Annotated in this window: 9 protein-coding genes; 3 read left to right on the forward strand and 6 right to left on the reverse strand. The window is 60.2% G+C overall.

Annotation, left to right across the window (positions count from 1 at the left end; genetic code table 11):
* Window positions 1–127 precede the first annotated feature (127 nt).
* On the reverse strand, window positions 128–3,589 hold the full coding sequence (gene pyc, locus ACQZ5K_RS11110) for a pyruvate carboxylase (RefSeq protein ID WP_448740376.1): 3,462 nt from the start codon (window positions 3,587–3,589) through the stop codon (window positions 128–130).
* 106 nt (window positions 3,590–3,695) lie between these two features.
* Window positions 3,696–4,433, reverse strand: coding sequence for a helix-turn-helix transcriptional regulator (locus ACQZ5K_RS11115; RefSeq protein ID WP_080815561.1), 738 nt, complete (start codon window positions 4,431–4,433; stop codon window positions 3,696–3,698).
* Between the two features lie 339 nt (window positions 4,434–4,772).
* Here ACQZ5K_RS11115 and ACQZ5K_RS11120 point away from each other — a divergent pair, with 339 nt between their 5' ends.
* Entirely contained in the window at window positions 4,773–6,539 is a 1,767-nt protein-coding gene (locus ACQZ5K_RS11120) for a glucan ABC transporter ATP-binding protein/ permease (protein WP_003520317.1), read from the forward strand.
* Window positions 6,540–6,634: 95 nt separating this feature from the next.
* Here the strand turns inward: ACQZ5K_RS11120 and ACQZ5K_RS11125 are convergent, their stop codons facing one another.
* Together ACQZ5K_RS11125 and ACQZ5K_RS11130 are read right to left on the reverse strand one after the other, a co-directional pair.
* On the reverse strand, window positions 6,635–6,880 hold the full coding sequence (locus ACQZ5K_RS11125) for a hypothetical protein (RefSeq protein ID WP_448740377.1): 246 nt from the start codon (window positions 6,878–6,880) through the stop codon (window positions 6,635–6,637).
* Window positions 6,881–7,164: 284 nt separating this feature from the next.
* Window positions 7,165–15,660 (reverse strand): GH36-type glycosyl hydrolase domain-containing protein, encoded by an 8,496-nt coding sequence (locus ACQZ5K_RS11130; protein WP_448740378.1) that lies wholly within the window; start codon window positions 15,658–15,660, stop codon window positions 7,165–7,167.
* Between the two features lie 575 nt (window positions 15,661–16,235).
* Here ACQZ5K_RS11130 and ACQZ5K_RS11135 point away from each other — a divergent pair.
* Window positions 16,236–17,414: a M20 aminoacylase family protein gene (locus ACQZ5K_RS11135; RefSeq protein ID WP_448740379.1), complete on the forward strand. Its 1,179-nt coding sequence runs from the start codon at window positions 16,236–16,238 to the stop codon at window positions 17,412–17,414.
* A 76-nt stretch (window positions 17,415–17,490) separates the two neighbouring features.
* On the opposite strand, the gene ACQZ5K_RS11140 is transcribed toward ACQZ5K_RS11135, so the two are convergent.
* Window positions 17,491–17,634 carry a hypothetical protein gene (locus tag ACQZ5K_RS11140; protein ID WP_003505150.1) on the reverse strand — a complete coding sequence of 48 codons (144 nt, stop codon included), beginning with the start codon at window positions 17,632–17,634 and terminating at the stop codon, window positions 17,491–17,493.
* Between the two features lie 228 nt (window positions 17,635–17,862).
* On the opposite strand from ACQZ5K_RS11140, the gene ACQZ5K_RS11145 reads away from it, so the two are divergent.
* Window positions 17,863–18,966 carry an NAD(P)/FAD-dependent oxidoreductase gene (locus tag ACQZ5K_RS11145; protein WP_448740380.1) on the forward strand — a complete coding sequence of 368 codons (1,104 nt, stop codon included), beginning with the start codon at window positions 17,863–17,865 and terminating at the stop codon, window positions 18,964–18,966.
* 2 nt (window positions 18,967–18,968) lie between these two features.
* On the opposite strand, the gene ACQZ5K_RS11150 is transcribed toward ACQZ5K_RS11145, so the two are convergent.
* Entirely contained in the window at window positions 18,969–19,943 is a 975-nt protein-coding gene (locus ACQZ5K_RS11150; protein ID WP_448740381.1) for a threonine ammonia-lyase, read from the reverse strand.
* Window positions 19,944–19,973: the final 30 nt, after the last annotated feature.

Below are 19,973 nucleotides of genomic sequence, written 5' to 3' on the forward strand. Positions count from 1 at the left end.
CGGAACTCATGCATAAACAGGAATAAACGTGCACGAACATGCATATTTGATTTTTTACGGCTGCGCAACAAAAAACGCCCGCCGGAGAGGCGGGCGCCTGACGCTGCATCAATGATTTGATACGGCTTTATTCCCCGTAAGCGATCAACAGATCCTTCGCATCGATCTGATCGCCGGGACGCACCAGAACTTCTGCGATCTTGCCGTCGCGTTCGGCGTGAAGCGCGGTTTCCATCTTCATCGCCTCGATGGAAAGCAGCACGTCGCCGGCCTTGACCTCCTGACCCTGGTTGACGAAGACGCGGCTGATCACACCCGGCATCGGCGCGCCGATATGGACGGCATTGCCGGGTTCGGCCTTGCGGCGCACGGCGGAGCCGGAAGCGCCATGGGCACGATCCGGCACCTTGATGCGGCGCGGCTGACCGTTGATCTCGAAGAACACCGTCACCATGCCCTTGTCATCCGTGCCGGACGAGGCCTGATTGACGATGACAAGCGTCTTGCCGCGTTCGATATCGGCAAACAGTTCTTCGCCATCCTCCATGCCGTAGAAATAGGCATGGGTGGCCAGCACCGAAACCGGGCCATAGGTCTCGGCTGTCAGCGCAAAATCCGTAAACACCTTCGGATACATCAGATAGGACGCGAACTCGAAATCGTCGACCTTGCGCTCCAGCTTGGTCTCGATCACCTTCCGTTCGGCATCGAGATCTGCATCTTCCAGCAACGAACCCGGACGAACCGTATAGGGCGCTTCGCCCTTCAGCGCCTTTTTCTGTAGGGCTGCCGGCCAGCCGCCGGGCGACTGTCCAAGATCGCCCTTCAGCATCGACACCACCGATTCCGGGAAAGACACTTCACGATCGGGGTTTTCAACGTCGGCCACCGTCAGATCCTGGCTGACCATCATCAGCGCCATATCACCGACGACCTTGGAGGACGGCGTCACCTTGACGATATCGCCGAACATGCGGTTGGCGTCGGCATAGGCCTGCGCCACCTCGTGCCAGCGGCTTTCGAGACCCAGCGAACGCGCCTGTTCCTTGAGGTTGGTGAACTGGCCGCCCGGCATTTCGTGCAGATAAACTTCCGAGGCCGGTCCCTTGAGATCGCTCTCGAAGGCGGCATACTGGTTGCGCACAGCCTCCCAATAGAAGGAAATGCGGCGGATCCATTCGGTATCGAGACCCGTATCGCGTTCCGACCCCGCCAGCGCCTCCACGATCGAGCCGAGGCATGGCTGCGACGTATTGCCGGAGAAGGCATCCATTGCAGCATCCACCGCGTCGACACCGGCATCCACGGCCGCAAGAACGGTCGCGGCGGAGATGCCCGAGGTATCGTGGGTGTGGAAGTGGATCGGCAGACCGGTCGCCTCACGCAGCGCCTTGAACAGAACCCTGGCGGCGGCCGGTTTCAACAGGCCCGCCATGTCCTTGACGGCGATGATATGAGCGCCGGCCTTTTCAAGCTCGGCGGCAAGGTTGGTATAATATTTGAGATCGTATTTCGGACGAGCCGAATTCAACAGATCGCCGGTATAGCAGATGGTCGCCTCGCAGAGCTTGTTCTCCTCGGCAATCGCATCCATCGAGACGCGCATATTCTCCACCCAGTTCAGGCAGTCGAAGACGCGGAAGAGATCGACCCCGCCCCTTGCGGCCTGACGGACGAAGTATTTCACGACGTTGTCGGGATAGTTCTTGTATCCGACGCCGTTCGCGCCGCGCAGAAGCATCTGCAGCAGCAGGTTCGGCGCGCCTTCGCGGATCAGCGCAAGACGCTCCCATGGGTCTTCTGTCAGGAAGCGCATGGAAACGTCGAACGTCGCCCCGCCCCAGCATTCCAGCGAGAGAAGCTGCGGCAGCGCCTTGGCGTAAACGCTGGCGACGCGGGCAATATCATGGGTGCGAACGCGGGTGGCCAGAAGCGACTGGTGCCCATCGCGCATGGTCGTATCGGTAACCAGAACGCGTTTTTCATTGCGCATCCAGTCCGCAAAGCCCTTCGGGCCAAGCTTGTCAAGCAACTGCTTGGTGCCATCGGGCGTCGGCGCATCGATATAAGGCACGACGGGCTTTGCCGCCTTTTCGGACGGCCTGGCGCGACCCTTGGTTTCCGGGTGGCCGTTGACGGTCACGTCAGCAAGATAGGTCAGGAGCTTGGTGGCGCGGTCCTGACGCTTGACCTGCGCAAACAGTTCCGGCGTCGAATCGATGAAGCGGGTCGTATAGGTATTGTTGCGGAAACTGTCGTGACCGATGATGGCTTCGAGGAAGGTGAGGTTCGTTGCCACGCCGCGAATACGGAATTCGCGCAGCGCGCGATCCATGCGGTTGATCGCCTCATCCGGTTGCGGCGCCCAGGCCGTTACCTTGACGAGCAGCGGATCGTAATAGCGGGTGATGACAGCGCCGGTATAGGAAGTACCGCCATCCAGACGGATACCGAAGCCAGAGGCGGAACGGTAGGCGGTGATACGGCCATAGTCCGGAATGAAGTTATGTTCTGGGTCTTCCGTCGTGATACGGCACTGCAGCGCATGGCCGTTGAGACGGATATCCTCCTGGCGAGGCACGCCGGATTCCGCCGTGCCGATGGCGGCGCCTTCGAGAATATGGATCTGCGCCTTGACGATATCGATACCGGTCACGACTTCGGTGACGGTATGCTCCACCTGGATGCGCGGATTGACCTCGATGAAGTAGAATTTGCCGGTATCGGCATCCATCAGATATTCGACCGTGCCGGCGCCGATATAGCTGGTGGCGGCGGCGATCTTCAGGGAGTAGGCAGCCAGTTCCTGACGCTGCGCTTCGGTGAGATAGGGCGCAGGCGCACGCTCGACCACCTTTTGATTGCGGCGCTGGATCGAACAATCACGCTCGAACAGATGCACGACATTGCCATGCGTATCGCCGAGAATCTGGCTTTCGACGTGGCGAGCACGCTCGACCAGCTTTTCCAGATAGACCTCATCCTTGCCGAAAGCGGCTTTCGCCTCGCGCTTGGCTTCCGTCACCTCACGGGCCAGATCTTCTCGTCTGCGAATGGCGCGCATGCCGCGTCCGCCGCCGCCCCAGGAAGCTTTCAGCATGACCGGATAGCCGATTTCCTCGGCCATGCGCTCCACTTCCGCCATATCGTCGGGCAGCGGATCGGTAGCGGGAACAACGGGGACATTGACCGAGATCGCCAGATTGCGCGCAGCCACCTTGTTGCCGAGCTGGCGCATCGTATCCGCCGTCGGTCCGATGAAGGTGATGCCGGCCTTGTTGCAGGCCTCCACGAATTCGGGGCTTTCAGATAGAAGACCGTAACCGGGATGGATCGCGTCCGCTCCGGAGAGTTTGGCTACGCGAATAACCTCCTCGATCGAAAGATAGCTCTCGATCGGTCCCATATCCTTGGCGAGATGCGGACCCCTGCCAACCTGATAGGATTCGTCCGCCTTGAAGCGGTGCAAAGACAGCTTGTCCTCTTCCGCCCAAATCGCAACGGTTTTAATCCCAAGCTCGTTCGCTGCCCGGAAAACGCGGATCGCAATTTCGGATCGGTTGGCAACAAGTATTTTCGATATTTTCAAGACGGTCTCCCCACACGCCAAAACAAAATTTCTGCTGCACTGCGGAATTAAGCAGCAAAACCCGGTCTTGGAAAGGGCAATTCCGGCGAGAACTGTCCTGTTTGCGCTAGCTCAGCAAACCATGACGAAAAGCAAGTGCTACTGTATGCTGCCGGTTCTTTGCGCTGAAACGGCGCTGAATTCCGTTGATATACCAATCGACCGTGTGGTTGGAGATCGATAGTTGGCGTCCAATTTCGGTGGAGGTCATGCCGTCCGCCATCAGCGTCAGCACCTCCATTTCGCGCCTTGTAAGTTCGAGAGCGGAAACGTCAGGGGCATTGCTGAAGCCATGGGCCTGCCCGGAAAGATCGAGCAGGCGCCAGAACACGGCACGCGTGGCCGCATCGAGCAGTTCCACCTGCAAAGAGGGCAATTGCCGATCCTGGCCACCAATGAAGACCGCACCGATGAAGCCCGCACGGCCGTGAACGGGAAAGGCGTAACCACCCTGCAGACCGTACCGACCGGCATCGTGGAAAAAGACGCTCGCCCTTTTGCGATGCATCGCACGTGGCAGGCCCTCCAGCGCTTCCTTCCACTGAAACGGCTTATGCACCATGCCGATCACCTTGCGGACGGGATCGACGAGATTGTATTTCTTGGCCCTGTAGACCTCCAGCCAGCCTTCGGGCAGATGTTGCGCAAGAATGTGTCCGGTGGAGGCGAGCTCCCCGGTCATCCGCCTGCTGACAAGAAAATATTCGAAACCGTATTCGCGAATGAGCGTTGCAAATTCGGAACGAACGCGGTCGGCGCTTCCCGCCTGGTAACACGCAGAGATGAAGTGAAGAATATCATGCATAAAGACACGTGGTCCGGAGCTTGGCTTGAAGGGAATGACACGAAGGACGTGGTCCCGCGATGACGTCATGTTACTCGGGCGCCGGTCGGTTGAGATTGAACATATCGTCGTTAGCAATCCCTGAAACGAAGATGCGAAATCTTGTGACGGCAGGCGCCGGGAAACATCGGGTTCGGTTTTTTTCGGTTCGCACGCGCGGTCAATCTGTTAAGCCGCCATTCAGACAGAAAGAGCGATAATTACACAAATTTCGCCGTCTCATGCAACCTTGCTAAAATAACTTGCCTTGAGGCCGAACAAACAACCGCTCGAAAAAGACGCTCGGACTGGATTGAAAATTTGACCTTGTTTCAGGTTTACACACGCGCTCTGCGCTATCTGACCGTACATAAATGGCGGGTGACGGTGGTCGTCATCGCCAACGTCATTCTTGCAGCCATCACCATCGCCGAACCGGTGCTGTTCGGCCGGATCATCGACGCCATCTCTTCCGGCACCAACGTCACGCCCATTCTCATTCTTTGGGCGGGTTTCGGTGTCTTCAACACTGTCGCTTATGTGGCTGTCGCCCGCGAGGCGGACCGGCTGGCCCATGGCCGGCGCGCTTCGCTGCTGACGGAAGCCTTCGGGCGCATCATCTCGATGCCTCTTTCCTGGCACCATCAGCGCGGCACGTCCAATGCCCTGCACACGCTGCTGCGCGCCAGCGAAACGCTGTTCGGCCTGTGGCTCGAATTCATGCGCACGCATCTGGCCACCTTCGTCGCACTGGTGCTGCTCGTGCCGACCGCCATGTCCATGGACCTGCGCCTCAGCTTCGTGCTGATCGGCCTCGGTATCGTCTACTGGTTCATCGGCAAGTGGGTGATGGGCCGCACCAAGGACGGCCAGGCTTCGGTTGAAGAACACTATCACAGCGTTTTTGCCCATGTCAGCGATTCCATCAGCAACGTCTCGGTGCTGCACAGCTACAACCGCATCGAGGCCGAAACGAAGGCGCTGAAATCTTTCACCGAAAAGCTGCTGAGCGCGCAATATCCGGTGCTCGACTGGTGGGCCTTCGCCAGTGCTCTGAACCGCACGGCCTCCACCGTTTCGATGATGATCATCCTCGTCATCGGCACCGTGCTGGTGAAGAACGGCGAGTTGCGCGTTGGCGATGTCATCGCCTTCATCGGCTTCGCCAATCTCCTGATCGGCCGTCTGGACCAGATGCGCCAATTCGTGACGCAGATTTTCGAAGCCCGCGCCAAGCTCGAGGACTTCTTCGTACTGGAAGATTCCGTCAAGGAACGGGAAGAGCCGGGCGATGCGCGCGAATTGTCGAATGTCTCCGGCACCGTGGAGTTCCGCAACATCAATTTCGGTTTCGCCAACACCAAGCAGGGCGTTCACGACGTTTCGTTCACGGCCAAGGCTGGCGAGACAGTCGCGATCGTCGGACCCACGGGTGCCGGCAAGACCACGCTCATCAATCTCCTGCAGCGGGTCTACGATCCTGATTCCGGCCAGATTCTGATCGATGGGACCGATATTTCGACGGTGACGAAAAATTCGCTCCGCAACTCCATCGCCACGGTGTTTCAGGATGCCGGCCTGCTGAACCGCTCCATTCGCGAAAACATCCGCCTCGGCCGTGAATCGGCCACCGATGCGGAAGTTGTGGAAGCAGCGGCAGCCGCAGCGGCGACGGATTTCATCGATAGCCGTATCAACGGCTATCTGACCCAGGTGGGTGAACGCGGCAACCGCCTGTCCGGCGGCGAGCGCCAGCGCATCGCCATTGCCCGCGCCATCCTGAAGAACGCTCCCATTCTGGTTCTCGACGAAGCGACCAGTGCGCTGGATGTGGAAACGGAAGCTCGGGTGAAGGCCGCTGTCGACGCGCTGAGAAAGAACCGCACGACCTTCATCATCGCCCACCGCCTTTCCACGGTCCGTGATGCCGATCTCGTCCTCTTCCTCGATCAGGGCCGGATCATCGAAAAGGGCACCTTCGATGAGCTGAGCCAGCGCGGCGGACGCTTTACCTCGCTGCTGCGCACCAGCGGCCTGCTGACGGAAGACGAAAACCAGCAGCCCCGGCCAAAGGCCATTGCCTCCTGACGGCTTGGCTGACGGAATGAAGACAGGGCGGACAGCATGTTGTCCGCCCTTTTTCTTTGCCCGTTTCCCGACAGCCATACCAGATCACAGGTTGCCTATCGAAGAATTCCAGTCAGGGAACTTGCCAGCCAGAAATCGATCTGCCCGAAGGGGAGGACATTTCCCAGAAAGGCGACAATACCTGCTGCGAGATTGGTCAGGAAAACTCCAAGCAACACGCCAAGCATTATTCCGACGCTCGTTTTCCGAGGGTAGCGCGCCAACCAGCAGGACAACGCCAGGGAAAGAATGGCGAGCAACGCCAACAGTGCAAGTTCTGTGAAAGATGCGCTGAATTGCAAGATAACTCCCTTCCGGTCGACCGACTATTCGCGACTACTGCTTTTCTCGAAAAGATTGACGAGACAGTCGGCACCGGACGATCCGGCACCGCGCCATCAAAACCTTCGCCAATATGACCCTATCTCGGTGCTGCGGGAGCTTCCAGCCGACGCTGCGAAGGAGCCCGGTCCGTGCCATGATCCGACCCATAAACTGAGTCGGAGGCCAGGGTGGCTCACAAAAATTCAGGCCCCCGCGTTACCACGGGAGCCTGAGTTTAAAGGCGAACGGAGACCTGATCGTCTCAGTCGAAGGGGATCACCCGATCACCTGCCGACAGGGCCTTGCCATCGACGGAAACGGAGACTTCCGCCGTATCGGCCTTGCGGCTTACGACGATATCCCTGGCCTTACCATCGAGCGTGATCTTCACCGAGAAACCGCTCCAGTCCTCCGGCAGCGACGGCGAAATATGCAGCTTGCCGTCGGTGCGGGTGATGCCGAGAATACCCTCGACGGCGGCGCGGTAGAGCCAGCCGGCGGAACCCGTGTACCAGCTCCAGCCGCCACGGCCCGCATAAGCGCCTTCACCGTAGACATCCGCAGTCACCACATAGGGTTCGACCCGATAGGTTTCTGACGCCGCCGCATCGAGCGCGTGATTGACGGGGTTGAGCAGCTTGAAGCAGTTCCATGCCTCCTGTGCCCTACCCTGCTTCGCAAGGGCAAGAACCACCCAGGTCGCCGCATGGGTATATTGTCCGCCGTTTTCGCGCACACCCGGCGGATATCCCTTGATGTAACCCGGATCATGCGGCGCACGCGAGAAGGGCGGCGTGAACAGCCGGATAATGCCGGTCTTTTCATCGACCAGATGCTCCATGACGGCATCCATTGCCTGCCGCGACCGAGCCTCTTCGCCTTCGCCGGAGAGAACGCTCCAGCTCTGGCCGAGCGAATCGATCCGGCACTCCTCGCTTTCGGCGGAACCGAGCGGCGTGCCGTCATCGAAATAACCACGCCGGTAATAGCTGCCATCCCAACCCGCTGTTTCCAGCGCATTGCGCAGCCTTTCCCGGTGCGCCGCCCATTTGCCGACGCGCTCGGTATCGCCACGCTTTTCCGCAATCTCGATGAAATCGCGCAACGCTCCAGACAGGAACCAGCCGAGCCAGACGCTCGTGCCCTTGCCGCCGACACCGACACGGTTCATGCCGTCGTTCCAGTCGCCGCCGAGGATCAGCGGCAGGCCATTTTCGCCAGTGCGATGAATGGCAAGATCGAGCGCCAGCGCCGCATGCTCGTAAAGCGTGGCGGATCTGTCACTGGTTTCCGGCTGGAAGAAAGCGTCATGCTGGCCGGGCATCAACGCCGCACCCTTCAGGAAGGGGATGCTTTCATCGAGGATGGCGGCATCACCCGTGGCCGAGACATATTGGTTGATCGCATAAGCGAGCCAGACGACGTCGTCGGAAATGGTGGTGCGAACACCGGCGCCCGTCAGCGGCAGCCACCAGTGCTGCACATCGCCTTCCGGGAACTGGCGGCCTGCCGCACGCAGGATCTGCTTGCGGGCGAGATCCGGCTGGTAGAGCAGGAAGGCCAACGTGTCCTGAAGCTGGTCGCGGAAGCCGAAGGCGCCGCTCGACTGGTAAAAGGCGGTGCGCGCCAGAATGCGGCATGCCAGCGCCTGATAGGGCAGCCAGTTGTTGACCATGTGGTTGAAACCGGAATCGGGCGTGGAAACCTGCAACTGGCCGGTAAAGCCCGTCCAGAACGCCTTGCTCTCATCCAGCACCGTCTGGAAGTCCGCCTGGCGAACATCCTTCACCAGCGCTTCGGCCTCTTCCGCATTGTCGGCATCGCCGAGAATGAAGGTCATGTGCCGTTCTTCGCCGGGCTTCAGGTGGATTTCCTGCATCAGCGCAGCACAGGGATCGCCGTCGACATCGGTGCTGCCGCTGAGTGCGGCGCCGGACACGATGCCCTGCGGCGCCTGCGCCGACCCGAAGCGGCCGATGAATTCCCGGCGGCTGGTCGTGAAGCCGCTCGCTTCGCTGTCGAGCGTCAGGAAAGCGGTGCGGGCGCTATAGTCGATGCTGTAGGGGTTCGACGCGAAGATCGCATTGTTGCCGGCATCGTGCCTGCTCAGAATGAACGGCGCAGATTTCTGGCCGTTATTACCGAGCACCCATTCCACATAGGCATAGACCTTCAGGCGGCGGCTTTTCGAACCCCTGTTGCGAACGATGACCTGCGAGAGCTTGACCGGTTTTTCACGATCTACGGTCTGCGTCAGCTCCACCTCCAGCGTATCGGCCACGCCGGTCAGCACGGAGTAACCGAGACCATGGCGGGTTTCGAACATGGCTTCGGGATCGCGCGAAAGCGCGGCGCAGGGCGTATAGAGCTTTCCTGTCTCCACATCGGCGACATAGAAAGCCTCACCCGGCCGGTTGATGACTGGATCGTTGCTCCATGGCGTCAGCTGATAGTCGCGCGAATTGCGGCTCCAGCTGAAGCCGGCGCCTTCGGCCGAAATATGGAAGCCGAAATTCTCGTTCGAGATGACGTTGATCCATGGATGCGGCGTGGACTGCCCGCCATTGAGGCGCACGACATATTCCTGACCGCTTCTGGCAAAACCGCCGAAACCGTTCCAGAAATCGAGATCGCCCGCATCCTCCACCGGCTCCGCCACAGGGAAGACCGGAACAGGCAGACGGGCCTGTGCCGCATCGCTCGTGCCGTCGGGGCCGCGATGGGCCGCAAACAGCGATACCGCGCGGTTGATCTGGTCGACGATCTTGCCGTTGCGCACGTGGAGGACGACGCGGGAAGCAGCGAGAAGCGCGCTCCAGGTCTCTTCATCCATCAGGTCGCGGCGCACGGAGAAGACGTGCGGACGACCGCCATCGGCGGGATTGATGCGGCGCTGCGCCTCGGAAATATGATCCAGCGCATGCTGCATGTCCTGCGCATAGGACGCAGCCCGCTCGTTGACGATGACGAGATCGAAGATCACGCCGCGTGAACGCAGATATTCATGGGCGCTCAGCGCCTCACGGGCGATATCCATATCCATATCGTCGTTGATGCGCAGGCTGAAGATCGGGAAATCGCCCGAAATCGCCAGCGGCCACAAAGCGCGCTGCGAAGCGAGACCCGTTTTCAGCGTTTCCGAATCCGCCCGCAGATGCATGTCGGGATAGGTCAGATAACGGCCGAGATGCTGGAAGGCGGCCGCCTGCTGCGAGGTGACGCCCACATGGCGCATCTGCACCTGCGTACGCGTCCAGGCATGCACGAGTTCATGCGCGAAGGCGTCCGGATGACGATAACGGTCGATTGCCTTGTCGACTTCCTCGCGGCTTGGCGCGGCAATCGTCCAGAAGATCACGCTCACCTTCTTGCCCGCCGGCACGCGCACGGTGCGGCGCAGCGACAGGATCGGATCAAGCGTGAAGCCGTCGGTGCTGGAAAGCGTCGCACCGGCATCGAAAGCCGCCGCTTCGCGCAGCGAGCGTCCGCGGCCGATGAACTTGGCGCGATCCGTCTCGAATTCCGTCGGGCGCGACGGGCCGGCATTGTCGGCGGCCAGATGCGCAATGACGGTGCCCGGCTCATTCGGGCTGCGACGGTTGCGCCACGCACGGATGACGTCGCCGCGGCGGCCAATCTCCGTCTGCACGAACATGCGCGAGAAGAGCGGATGGGCGTTGTCGTCATCTTCAGACGCGATGACTGGCTCCATATAGGAGGTCACTTCGATATAGCGATCCTCGGAACCGACATTGAGCAGTGTGACGCGGCGGCCTTCGGCATCGTGCTCGGTGGCGACGATGCATTCGACCACGCTCTGCAGGTCGCCGGTGGTCTTGTGGAACTCGGCCTTGTCATCGGTGAAGATCGTCTTGGTCTTTTCGCCTTCGATGACGCGCGGCTCGGCCGTTGCGCTCCACCATTGTCCATTGGTGGTGTCGCGCAGGAAGATGAAGGTGCCCCAGCGATCTTCGGTCGGATCGGCCTTCCAGCGGGAAATGGCCTGCCCGTTCCACTTCGAATAACCGGCACCCGTGGAGGTGAGCATGGTCGAGTAGTGGCCATTCGACAGGAACACCACTTCGCGATCTCGCACAGCCGGATCGGCAATGGAGCGCACTTCCGCACGCAGCAGGTCGGCCTGTTCCTTGCCGGGGGTTTCCGGCTCGTATTTGGCGCTCATGACCGGCACTTCGCGCGGCGCCTTTTCCTGCAGGAGCAGTTCGGCCGCCTCGATCACCGGATCGGAATGGAAGAGTTCGCGCAGCACGCCATCGAAAGCGACGTTGGCGACGGCCGCAATCGACATGCCGTGATGGTGGGCATAATAGTTGTAGACCACCGCACAGACCTTGCCATCAGGCACACGCGTCGGCGTGAAGTCCACCGCATCGTGGAAACCGTATTGGCCAAGCGCACCAAGCTTGCGCAGCTTGTCGAGGTTTTCGAGCGCACCGTCAGGATCATACTGGCTGGCGAGGATCGACGCATAAGGCGCGATCACCGCATTCTGGCCAAGGCCACGCTTGAGGCCGAGCGTCGGCACACCGAAGTTGGTGTACTGATAGTTCATGTTGTGGTCGCGGGCGTTGAACGCCGCTTCGGAAATGCCCCATGGCGTGCCGAGACGGCGGCCGTGGTTCATCTGTTCCTTAACGATCAGATTATTGGTCTGATTGAGAATACCCCCCTGACGCTCCTGCATGACGAGCGGCGGCATCAGATATTCGAACATCGAGCCGGACCAGGAGACCAGTGCGCCCTGCGCACCGATCGGCACGACCTGGCGGCCGAGACGGTACCAGTGTTCGGTCGGCAGATCGCCCTTGGCGATGGCGAAGAGGCTGGTCAAGCGGCATTCGGAAGCCAGAAGGTCGTAGCAGGCCTCATCCAGCTCCTTGCTTTCGACGCGGTAACCGATCGACAGAAGACGGCGATCCTTGCGATAAAGGAAGGTGAAATCCATCGAGAAGGCGAGGTTGCGGCTGCGGTCACGCAGCGATGCAAGACGCTGGCGCAGCGGCTCCATGTTGGTGAGGTCGATGGCGCTGTCGGAAATATGCGCCTCGCAGCAATCAACGAGCAATTGCGCCCAGCGTGTCACTTCCGCGCTCTGCGCGGACTTCACCTCATGATCGACATTGGTGGCGAGCTTCTGGATGTCGCGCGCCAGCACCGCGAGATTGATAACGCGGATCGAGGCGAATTCATGCTCGCGTTTGACGGAGGCGAGAGCGTTCGAGAAGCCGATGATGCGCTCCTCGAGGCGGCGATGCAGCGGTCGCAGGTTCTTGCGGTCGTCGGGCAGCGCCTTCAGCGTTTCACGCAGAATGCCGGCGAGATCGCCGATACCGTCCAGATTGCCCTGAAGATGCGCGGACGGCGCTTCCGCCCAATCACGGCAGGCGGACGAGACCGCGATCAGGTGACCGGCGAGATTGCCGCTGTCCACCGCCGAAACATAGCGCGGTCCAAGCGTCTGCAAGGTGTCAGTATGATACCAGTTGTAGAGATGGCCACGATGCTTTTCCATCTTTTCGACGGTCTGGATCGTGTTCTCGATCCGCTCCAACGTATCGGCAAAGCTGATCCAGCCGAACTGGCGCGCCGAAATGATGGAAAGCAGATAGACGCCGATATTGGTCGGAGAGGTACGCGAAGCGACAATCGGCTCCGGCGTTTCCTGGAAGTTGTCCGGCGGCAGGTGGTTTTCCTGCGGCGTCACGAAGGCCTCGTAATAACGCCAGGTGCGACGCGCGATCTTGCGAAGCTCGAAGGAGACGTGTTCCGAAACGAACAGCCGGTCTTCGGTTTCAGCGGACTGGCTGACATACCAGGCAACGGCGGGGGACAGAACCCAGAGCAGCGTGAATGGAATGCCGATCAGGAAAGCGTTGTCGCCCGGCAGCGCCGCAAAGAGCAGGCCAAGCATCGCCACCACGGGCGCATGCCACATCTGGCGATAATAATCGACGATGCTGCCCTGCGCGCTCGACTGCATGCTGGCGGCGGTACGCCATTCCAGCATCAGCTTGTGGCTGACGAGCAGACGGTAAAGCGAACGGGCAATCGCATCCGTCATCATGCAGGCGGCATCGGCGATGAAGACGATGCGCAACGCAACCTGTGCATTGGTGGCGCGGATTTCCGACCAGATGGTATGGAAATGCGCCTGCGGCACGATATCGGTGGAGCGCGGCACGAGACCGGACAGCAGGGAAAGCGTGGGCGCGACGAACAGCGAGAAGATCAGCAGGATCTGCCAGATCAACGCACCGAGCGGATCCATGAAATACCAACCGAGGATCGAGGCGAAGAACCAGGCGATCGGCGTCAGCGAACGACGCAGATTGTCGACCATCTTCCAGCGGCCGATGGCGGTAACGCCGCGGGCACGATCGAGGATAAAGGGTAGAAGCTGCCAGTCGCCACGCGCCCAGCGATGCTGGCGCGACACTTCCACCTCATAACGGGTCGGAAAGTCCTCCACCAGTTCCACATCGGTCACCAGCGCACAGCGCGCAAAGGAGCCTTCGAGCAGATCGTGACTGAGGATGGAGTTTTCCTCGATACGACCCTTCAGCGCCGCCTCGAAGGCATCCACATCGTAAAGGCCCTTGCCGGTAAAGGTACCTTCGGAGGTCAGGTCCTGATAGACGTCGGAAACGGTAAAGACGTAAGGATCGATACCGCGGTTGATCGAGAAGACGCGCTGGAAGACGGAAGCGTCCTTGCCGGTCGTCAGCGAGGGCGTTACCCGCGGCTGCAGCAGACCGTAGCCTTCGACAACCCGTCCGGATACCGGATCGATCACCGGACGGTTGATCGGGTGGTGCATCTTGCCGACGAGCTTGGTCACCGCATCGCGCATCAGGCGCGTATCGGCATCCAGCGTCATGACGTATTTCACGCCCTCCGGCACGATGTTCGCGCCGCCGAGGAAGGTCGTATCCTTGTCGCCGCGCAGCAGCATGTTCAGCTCATGCAGCTTGCCGCGCTTGCGCTCCCAGCCCATCCAGCAGCCTTCGGCCGGATTGTAGAGGCGGCGGCGATGCAGCAGGTAAAAGCGCGTCTTGCCGTCAAAGGCATAACGGCTGTTCAGCGCCGCAAGCTCGCGCTTGGCATAGTCGAGAATTTCGAGGTCGTCGTCGGACTGCTCGTATTGCGCATCGCGCCAGTCGCTCACCAGCGAGAAGTAGATCTCGCCATGCGGATTGGCAAGATAATGCACCTCGATATTGCGCATCATCTCGTCGACGCTGTCGCGGCTGGTCAGCATGCAGGGCACGGCGACCAATGTGCGGGCATCCTGCGGAATGCCGTTCTTGAATTCGTATCCGACCAGCCGGAACGGTTTCACGAAGAAGGTGACGAGGGTGTTGAAGAGGCCGGTCGCGCCTTCGGATGCCGGCAATGCGAACATCAGCAGGAAGGCGGTCACAACATACCAGGGCATGCCGGCCTGCGCCAGGAACCAGCCGACAGCGAGCATTGCGAGCGCGGTGATGAGAAGGACCGGCGCGGCGATTGCCAGCCAGTTGAACTTGCGCATCGAGCGCACGATGCGCTGCGACACCAGCGGCCGGTAACCCAAAGCCTTTTCAAGCTCGAAGCGGCGCTGGCCGACAAGCACGGAGCCGACATTGACGCGATGGGTTTCATCGGCACCCGCCGGCGTCTCCGAACGCGCCATTTCGACGGCAGCGCGCGCAACCTCGACTTCGGTCTTGGGAGAACGGCGCGCCAGAAGTTCGATCGTGTTGCGATAGGTGTTGCGCGAACCGAAATCGAGAACCTCGTAGTCGGTCTCTTCGCGCAGAACCTTGTCGATATGGCTGACTTCCTCGAACCACACCGACCATTCCGTATCGTCGATCTCGCGCAGGCTCTTGACGATGTTGCCCATCGTCACATTCCCGGATGCCAGGCGGTTATGTTCCGACATCATGACATTTTCAGCGTCGGTGCCGGCAGCGTGAAGACGCTCTTCGAGCCAGGCAACGGCAAAACCGGAGGTCTGCGAACCGTTCCTCAGACGATAAAGGAACTGCGTCGCGAAAGTCGGGTCGTCGACCAGCGAATCGACCTGCTTGAGAAGCGCTGCGGAGGCTTCCGCATCGTTCAGGCGGATGATTTCATCGACGACCTCATTCGCCTTCTGGCGCATGCGGCGCGAACGCTCCACACGGATGGAGATGCGGCGGAGATTTTCGATGAGGACGAAACGGATGATCGACGGCAAAGCCCACAATTCGCCGATCTGCAGCGTTTTCGACGTCTGGTAGCCATCCACCAGCGCCGTCATGTTTTCGCGCGAAACCGTGCTGTGGGTATGGGCGACATAAAGCCAGCCGAGCGCCATGACCCGCGGGATCGTCACGCCGCCCACCGTCATCGTCGGTAGCTGGCGGTAGAACTTGCGCGGAAAATCGCGGCGGACTTCCTGGATCGCCTCTTCGATGACGTAGTGATTGTCGAGCAGCCATTCCGCCGCCGGCGTTATCGTCGCGCCATTTTCCGCATCGACGGCCGTGGTACGATAGACCCTGAGGATTTCCTTCTCGTTCTCGCGATGACGCTCGAAGAAATCGAACTCCATGAAGCCGGGAAGACTGTCGGCGCCATCGCGCGAAAGCGCGGCGCCCGCATCATGCAGTTCCTCCACCGTCATATAGGACGCGCGGATCGAATCATTATGATCGATCTGCTTCGTCTCGGAATCACGGGCGGCGGCGGTCGGGGTAATATGAAATGACATCGGGCTCGTATTCTGAACTTTATGGAAACCTGTTCGACTTGACCGGCATTTCGTCCGTGGCGGGAACACACACGAAAATCGGGCCACGCTATATTTATGACTTATCCTGAACCTTCGGTGAACCGGACGGGACGCTGTGCGGAACGGATCGTCAAGTGCAGAATATCCGCAGGCGCGTCAGGCTGCAGCGTCATTATTCCGGAATATCTGCGAAGCTGGAGATCGGCGCGGACAGGGCGTTTTCGATGACGGGAAGAAAATGGCGTCGTTCGGCCCGGCAATGCCGTTCCGACCGGATTTCGCACCCTCCCCGATGGCGAAAATTGTTCGCGCAACGTCCGATAATCCCCCGTTGACAACCTGAAGGGCAACACGAACCGAGAGGCCCGCGCTACATCCGAAAGAAGCTAATGCCCCAGGACGTCAATAGTTCCATGCCACCTGTCGCGGCACGATGCAAGCGCTGAATTTCGGGGCATTTCCGGGCAGGCTACGCCCCTTACGCATGGCTGCATATGCTGCTATGTCATTTACAAAAGACGCCGGAAAAAACGGCCGAACCCGGGACTTTAAAAATGACCAGACAGACCGCAAATCTCGCATCCTTTGCCAACCATATGCCTGATGTGGTGGCCATTCGCCGCCACCTGCACCGAAACCCCGAAATCGGCCTTTCGGAGTTCAAGACGTCGGATTTTATTGCCGAACAATTGGCGGCAATGGGCTATGAGGTCACGCGGGGGCTGGCCGGAACCGGTGTCGTCGCCACGCTCAGCAATGGCGACAGCACCCGCACGCTCGGCATCCGCGCCGATATCGACGCCCTGCCGATCCATGAGGAAACTGGGGCGGATTATGCGAGCGCCAATCAGGGCGTGATGCATGCCTGCGGTCATGACGGCCACACCGCCATGCTGCTCGGTGCGGCAAAGATCATTGCCGAGCGCAAAAATTTCGACGGAACACTGCATCTGATCTTCCAGCCGGCGGAAGAGAATTTCGGCGGCGCCCGCATCATGATCGAGGACGGGCTGTTCGACCGTTTTCCCTGCGATGCGGTTTTTGCACTTCACAACGATCCCGGCGTGCCCTTCGGGCAATTCGTGCTACGCGACGGGCCGATCCTTGCCGCCGTCGACGAGTGCAAAATCACAGTCAACGGATATGGCGGCCACGGCGCCGAACCGCAGGATGCGGCCGACCCCATCGTTGCCGGCGCAAGCATCGTCATGGCGCTGCAAACCGTGGTGTCCCGCAACATCCATCCGCAATTATCGGCGGTCGTCACCGTTGGCGCGTTCCATGCCGGTGCTGCCAGCAATGTCATTCCCGAAACGGCGGAAATGCTGCTGACCATCCGCTCCTTTGATCCGGACGTGCGCGACGAGCTGGAAAAGCGCATCCGGGCGATAGCCGAAGGCCAGGCGGCCAGCTATGGCATGAGCGTCACCATCGATTACGAGCGCGGTTACAATGCAACCGTCAACCACAAGGCGGAAACGGATTATGTCGCCGATCTCGCCCGGCGTTTTGCCGGGCCTGAAAAGGTAGCAGAGATGCAGCGTCCATCGATGGGTGCGGAAGACTTTGCCTATATGCTGGAGAAACGGCCCGGCTGTTATTTCTTCCTCGGCACCGCGCGCACGGATAACGATCCGCCGCTGCACCATCCGAAATTCGATTTCAACGACGATATTCTGCCGATCGGAACCGCTTTCTGGGTCGATCTGGCGGAAGATTACCTGAGGGTGTGAATGGGCATGAAAAAGGCCGGTCGGAGGAGCGACCGGCCTTTTATTCTCAAATTACCTGATGAGAAAATCGGGAGGATCAGGGAACGAGACCGAAGATGACGGCGGCGACAAAAGCCACGCAGACGCCGACAAGAGCCGCATGAACCGAATCTTTCCAGTTGCGCGGCGACTGGGGCTGCGAGACAAAGTCTTTTACTTTTCCTGCCTTGGAATAAGACATTGTACACTCCCTTCCTGCTCGGCCCTTCAAAGCGGGCATTGCTTATTTCACTTATAGAATAGCTTTATTCCCCACTGTTTCAGTAGAGATAAAATTCCATAAGATTGGCGCATCGGGAAAAATACCGATTGCGACTTGCCCACCGGCAAGCATCAATCTACCCATTGCGCAGGATCAACGCGGTGGAGGGCATTTCCGTTCAAAACCGGTGGCGGCACGGAAAAGACCATGACGGATATCGACGCCATCATCATCGGAGCCGGGGTGATAGGGCTCGCGACAGCGCGTGAACTGGCGAGGCGCGGCCTCTCCGTCATCATCCTCGAAAGCGGAAAGGAATTCGGCTCTGCCACCTCCTCCCGCAACAGCGAAGTCATCCACGCCGGGCTTTACTATCCGTCCGGAAGCCTCAAGGCCCGACTTTGCGTGGAGGGCAAGAAGCGGCTCTATGCCTTCTGCCAAAGCCATGGCGTGGCACATCGCCGCTGCGGCAAGCTCATCGTCGCTACGAGCGATGAAGAGACGGCCATGCTCGCCACCCTGCGCGAAAAAGGCAAAGCTCACGGCTGCAACGACCTTGAGCTGATCGATGCGCGACAGGCGCTCCTGCTCGAACCCGCGCTCGCCTGCGTCGCAGCCCTGATATCGCCCTCGACCGGTATCATCGATAGCCACGGCTATATGCTGGCGCTGCTTGGTGATGCGCAGGATCATGGCGCGGTCCTTGCCCTGAACGCACCCTTCGAAAAGGCAGAGGCGATGGGCAATGGTTTCCGCGTTCATGTCGGCGGAACGGAGCCCACCAGCCTGACATGCCGGCTGCTCGTCAATTCCGCCGGGCTTGTTGCACCCATGGTGGCGAGAAAGATCGAAGGATTGCCGGAGGATGGGATCCCGCAGGCGCGTTTCGCCAAGGGCAGCTATTTTTCGCTGGCCGGCAAGTCGCCCTTTTCACGGCTGATCTACCCCGCACCGCACACCCATGGCCTCGGCGTGCATCTCACGCTCGATCTCGCCGGCCAGGCCCGTTTCGGGCCGGATGTGGAGTGGGTGGACACCATCGACTATGCCGTCGATCCCCGCCGCATGGAGGGTTTTGGCGATGCGATACGTCGCTATTGGCCGGGCCTTCCCGATAACGCGCTGATCCCGGCCTATTCCGGTATCCGGCCGAAGATTTCCGGTCCGGACGAACCGGCCATGGACTTCCGCATCGATGGGCCGGAAACGCATGGCCTTGCCGGCCTCGTCAATCTTTTCGGTATAGAAAGCCCCGGCCTCACCGCCTCGCTGGCGATTGCCGGCGAGGTCGCGGCACGACTCGAGGCCTAACCTCAGCCGAAACGGGACAGGGCGCTGGTCATGATCTCCAGATCGACGTTGCCGCCGGAAGCGACCGCGATCACCGTTTCGCTTTCCAGTTCATCGCCGTGGAAGAGGGCCGCCGCCAGCGCCACCGCACCACCGGGTTCGACAACGATCTTCAGCCGGTTGAAGGCAAGAACCATCGCCCGCAGCGCTTCCTCCTCAGTCACGGCAATGCCTTTTCCGCAGAGCCCGGCCATGATGGGGAAAGTAATGTTGCCGGGCTGCGGCGTGACGATCGCGTCGCAGATCGAGCCCGAGGTCGTGGCGTTACGCTCGATCTTGCCCGCAGCAAGGGAGCGCGCCACATCGTCGAACCGCTCCGGTTCCGACGTCCTGACCTTGTAGTTCGGTGCTTTCGCTGCGAGTGCCAGGGAGATGCCGGAGGTGAGGCCACCACCGCCGCAGGGCACCAGAACCTCGGCCGCACCGATGCCCAGCGCCGCGCCCTGTTCGGCAATCTCCAGCCCCGCTGTCCCCTGCCCGGCAATGACCAGCGGTTCGTCATAGGGCCTGATCAGCGTCAGCCCACGCTCGCGAGAAATGCGATCTCCGATGGCGTCGCGATCTTCGTTAGCACGGTCATAGAGCACCACCTCCGCACCAAAGGCCCGGGTATTGTCGATTTTGATCTTCGGCGCATCGGACGGCATGATAATGACTGCAGGGACATTGTGCAGGCGGGCAGCAAGCGCCACGCCCTGCGCGTGGTTGCCGGAGGAAAAGGCGATCACGCCCTTGGCGCGCACCTGCGCCGGCAGGCCGGAGACGGCCGACCAGCCGCCGCGAAACTTGAAGGAACCCGTCCTTTGCAAGCATTCGGCCTTTACGAACAGCTTTCGCCCGGCAATCTCATCCAGAAAAGGTGACGACAGCAATGGCGTCCGCACCGCATGGTTGCCGATACGCTTGCGCGCGGCCTCTATCATCGAAATATCTGTCATGCCCTGCCCCCGATAATGCGGATGTAACGC

It is taken from the genome of Agrobacterium sp. 22-226-1 (genome assembly GCF_053522345.1).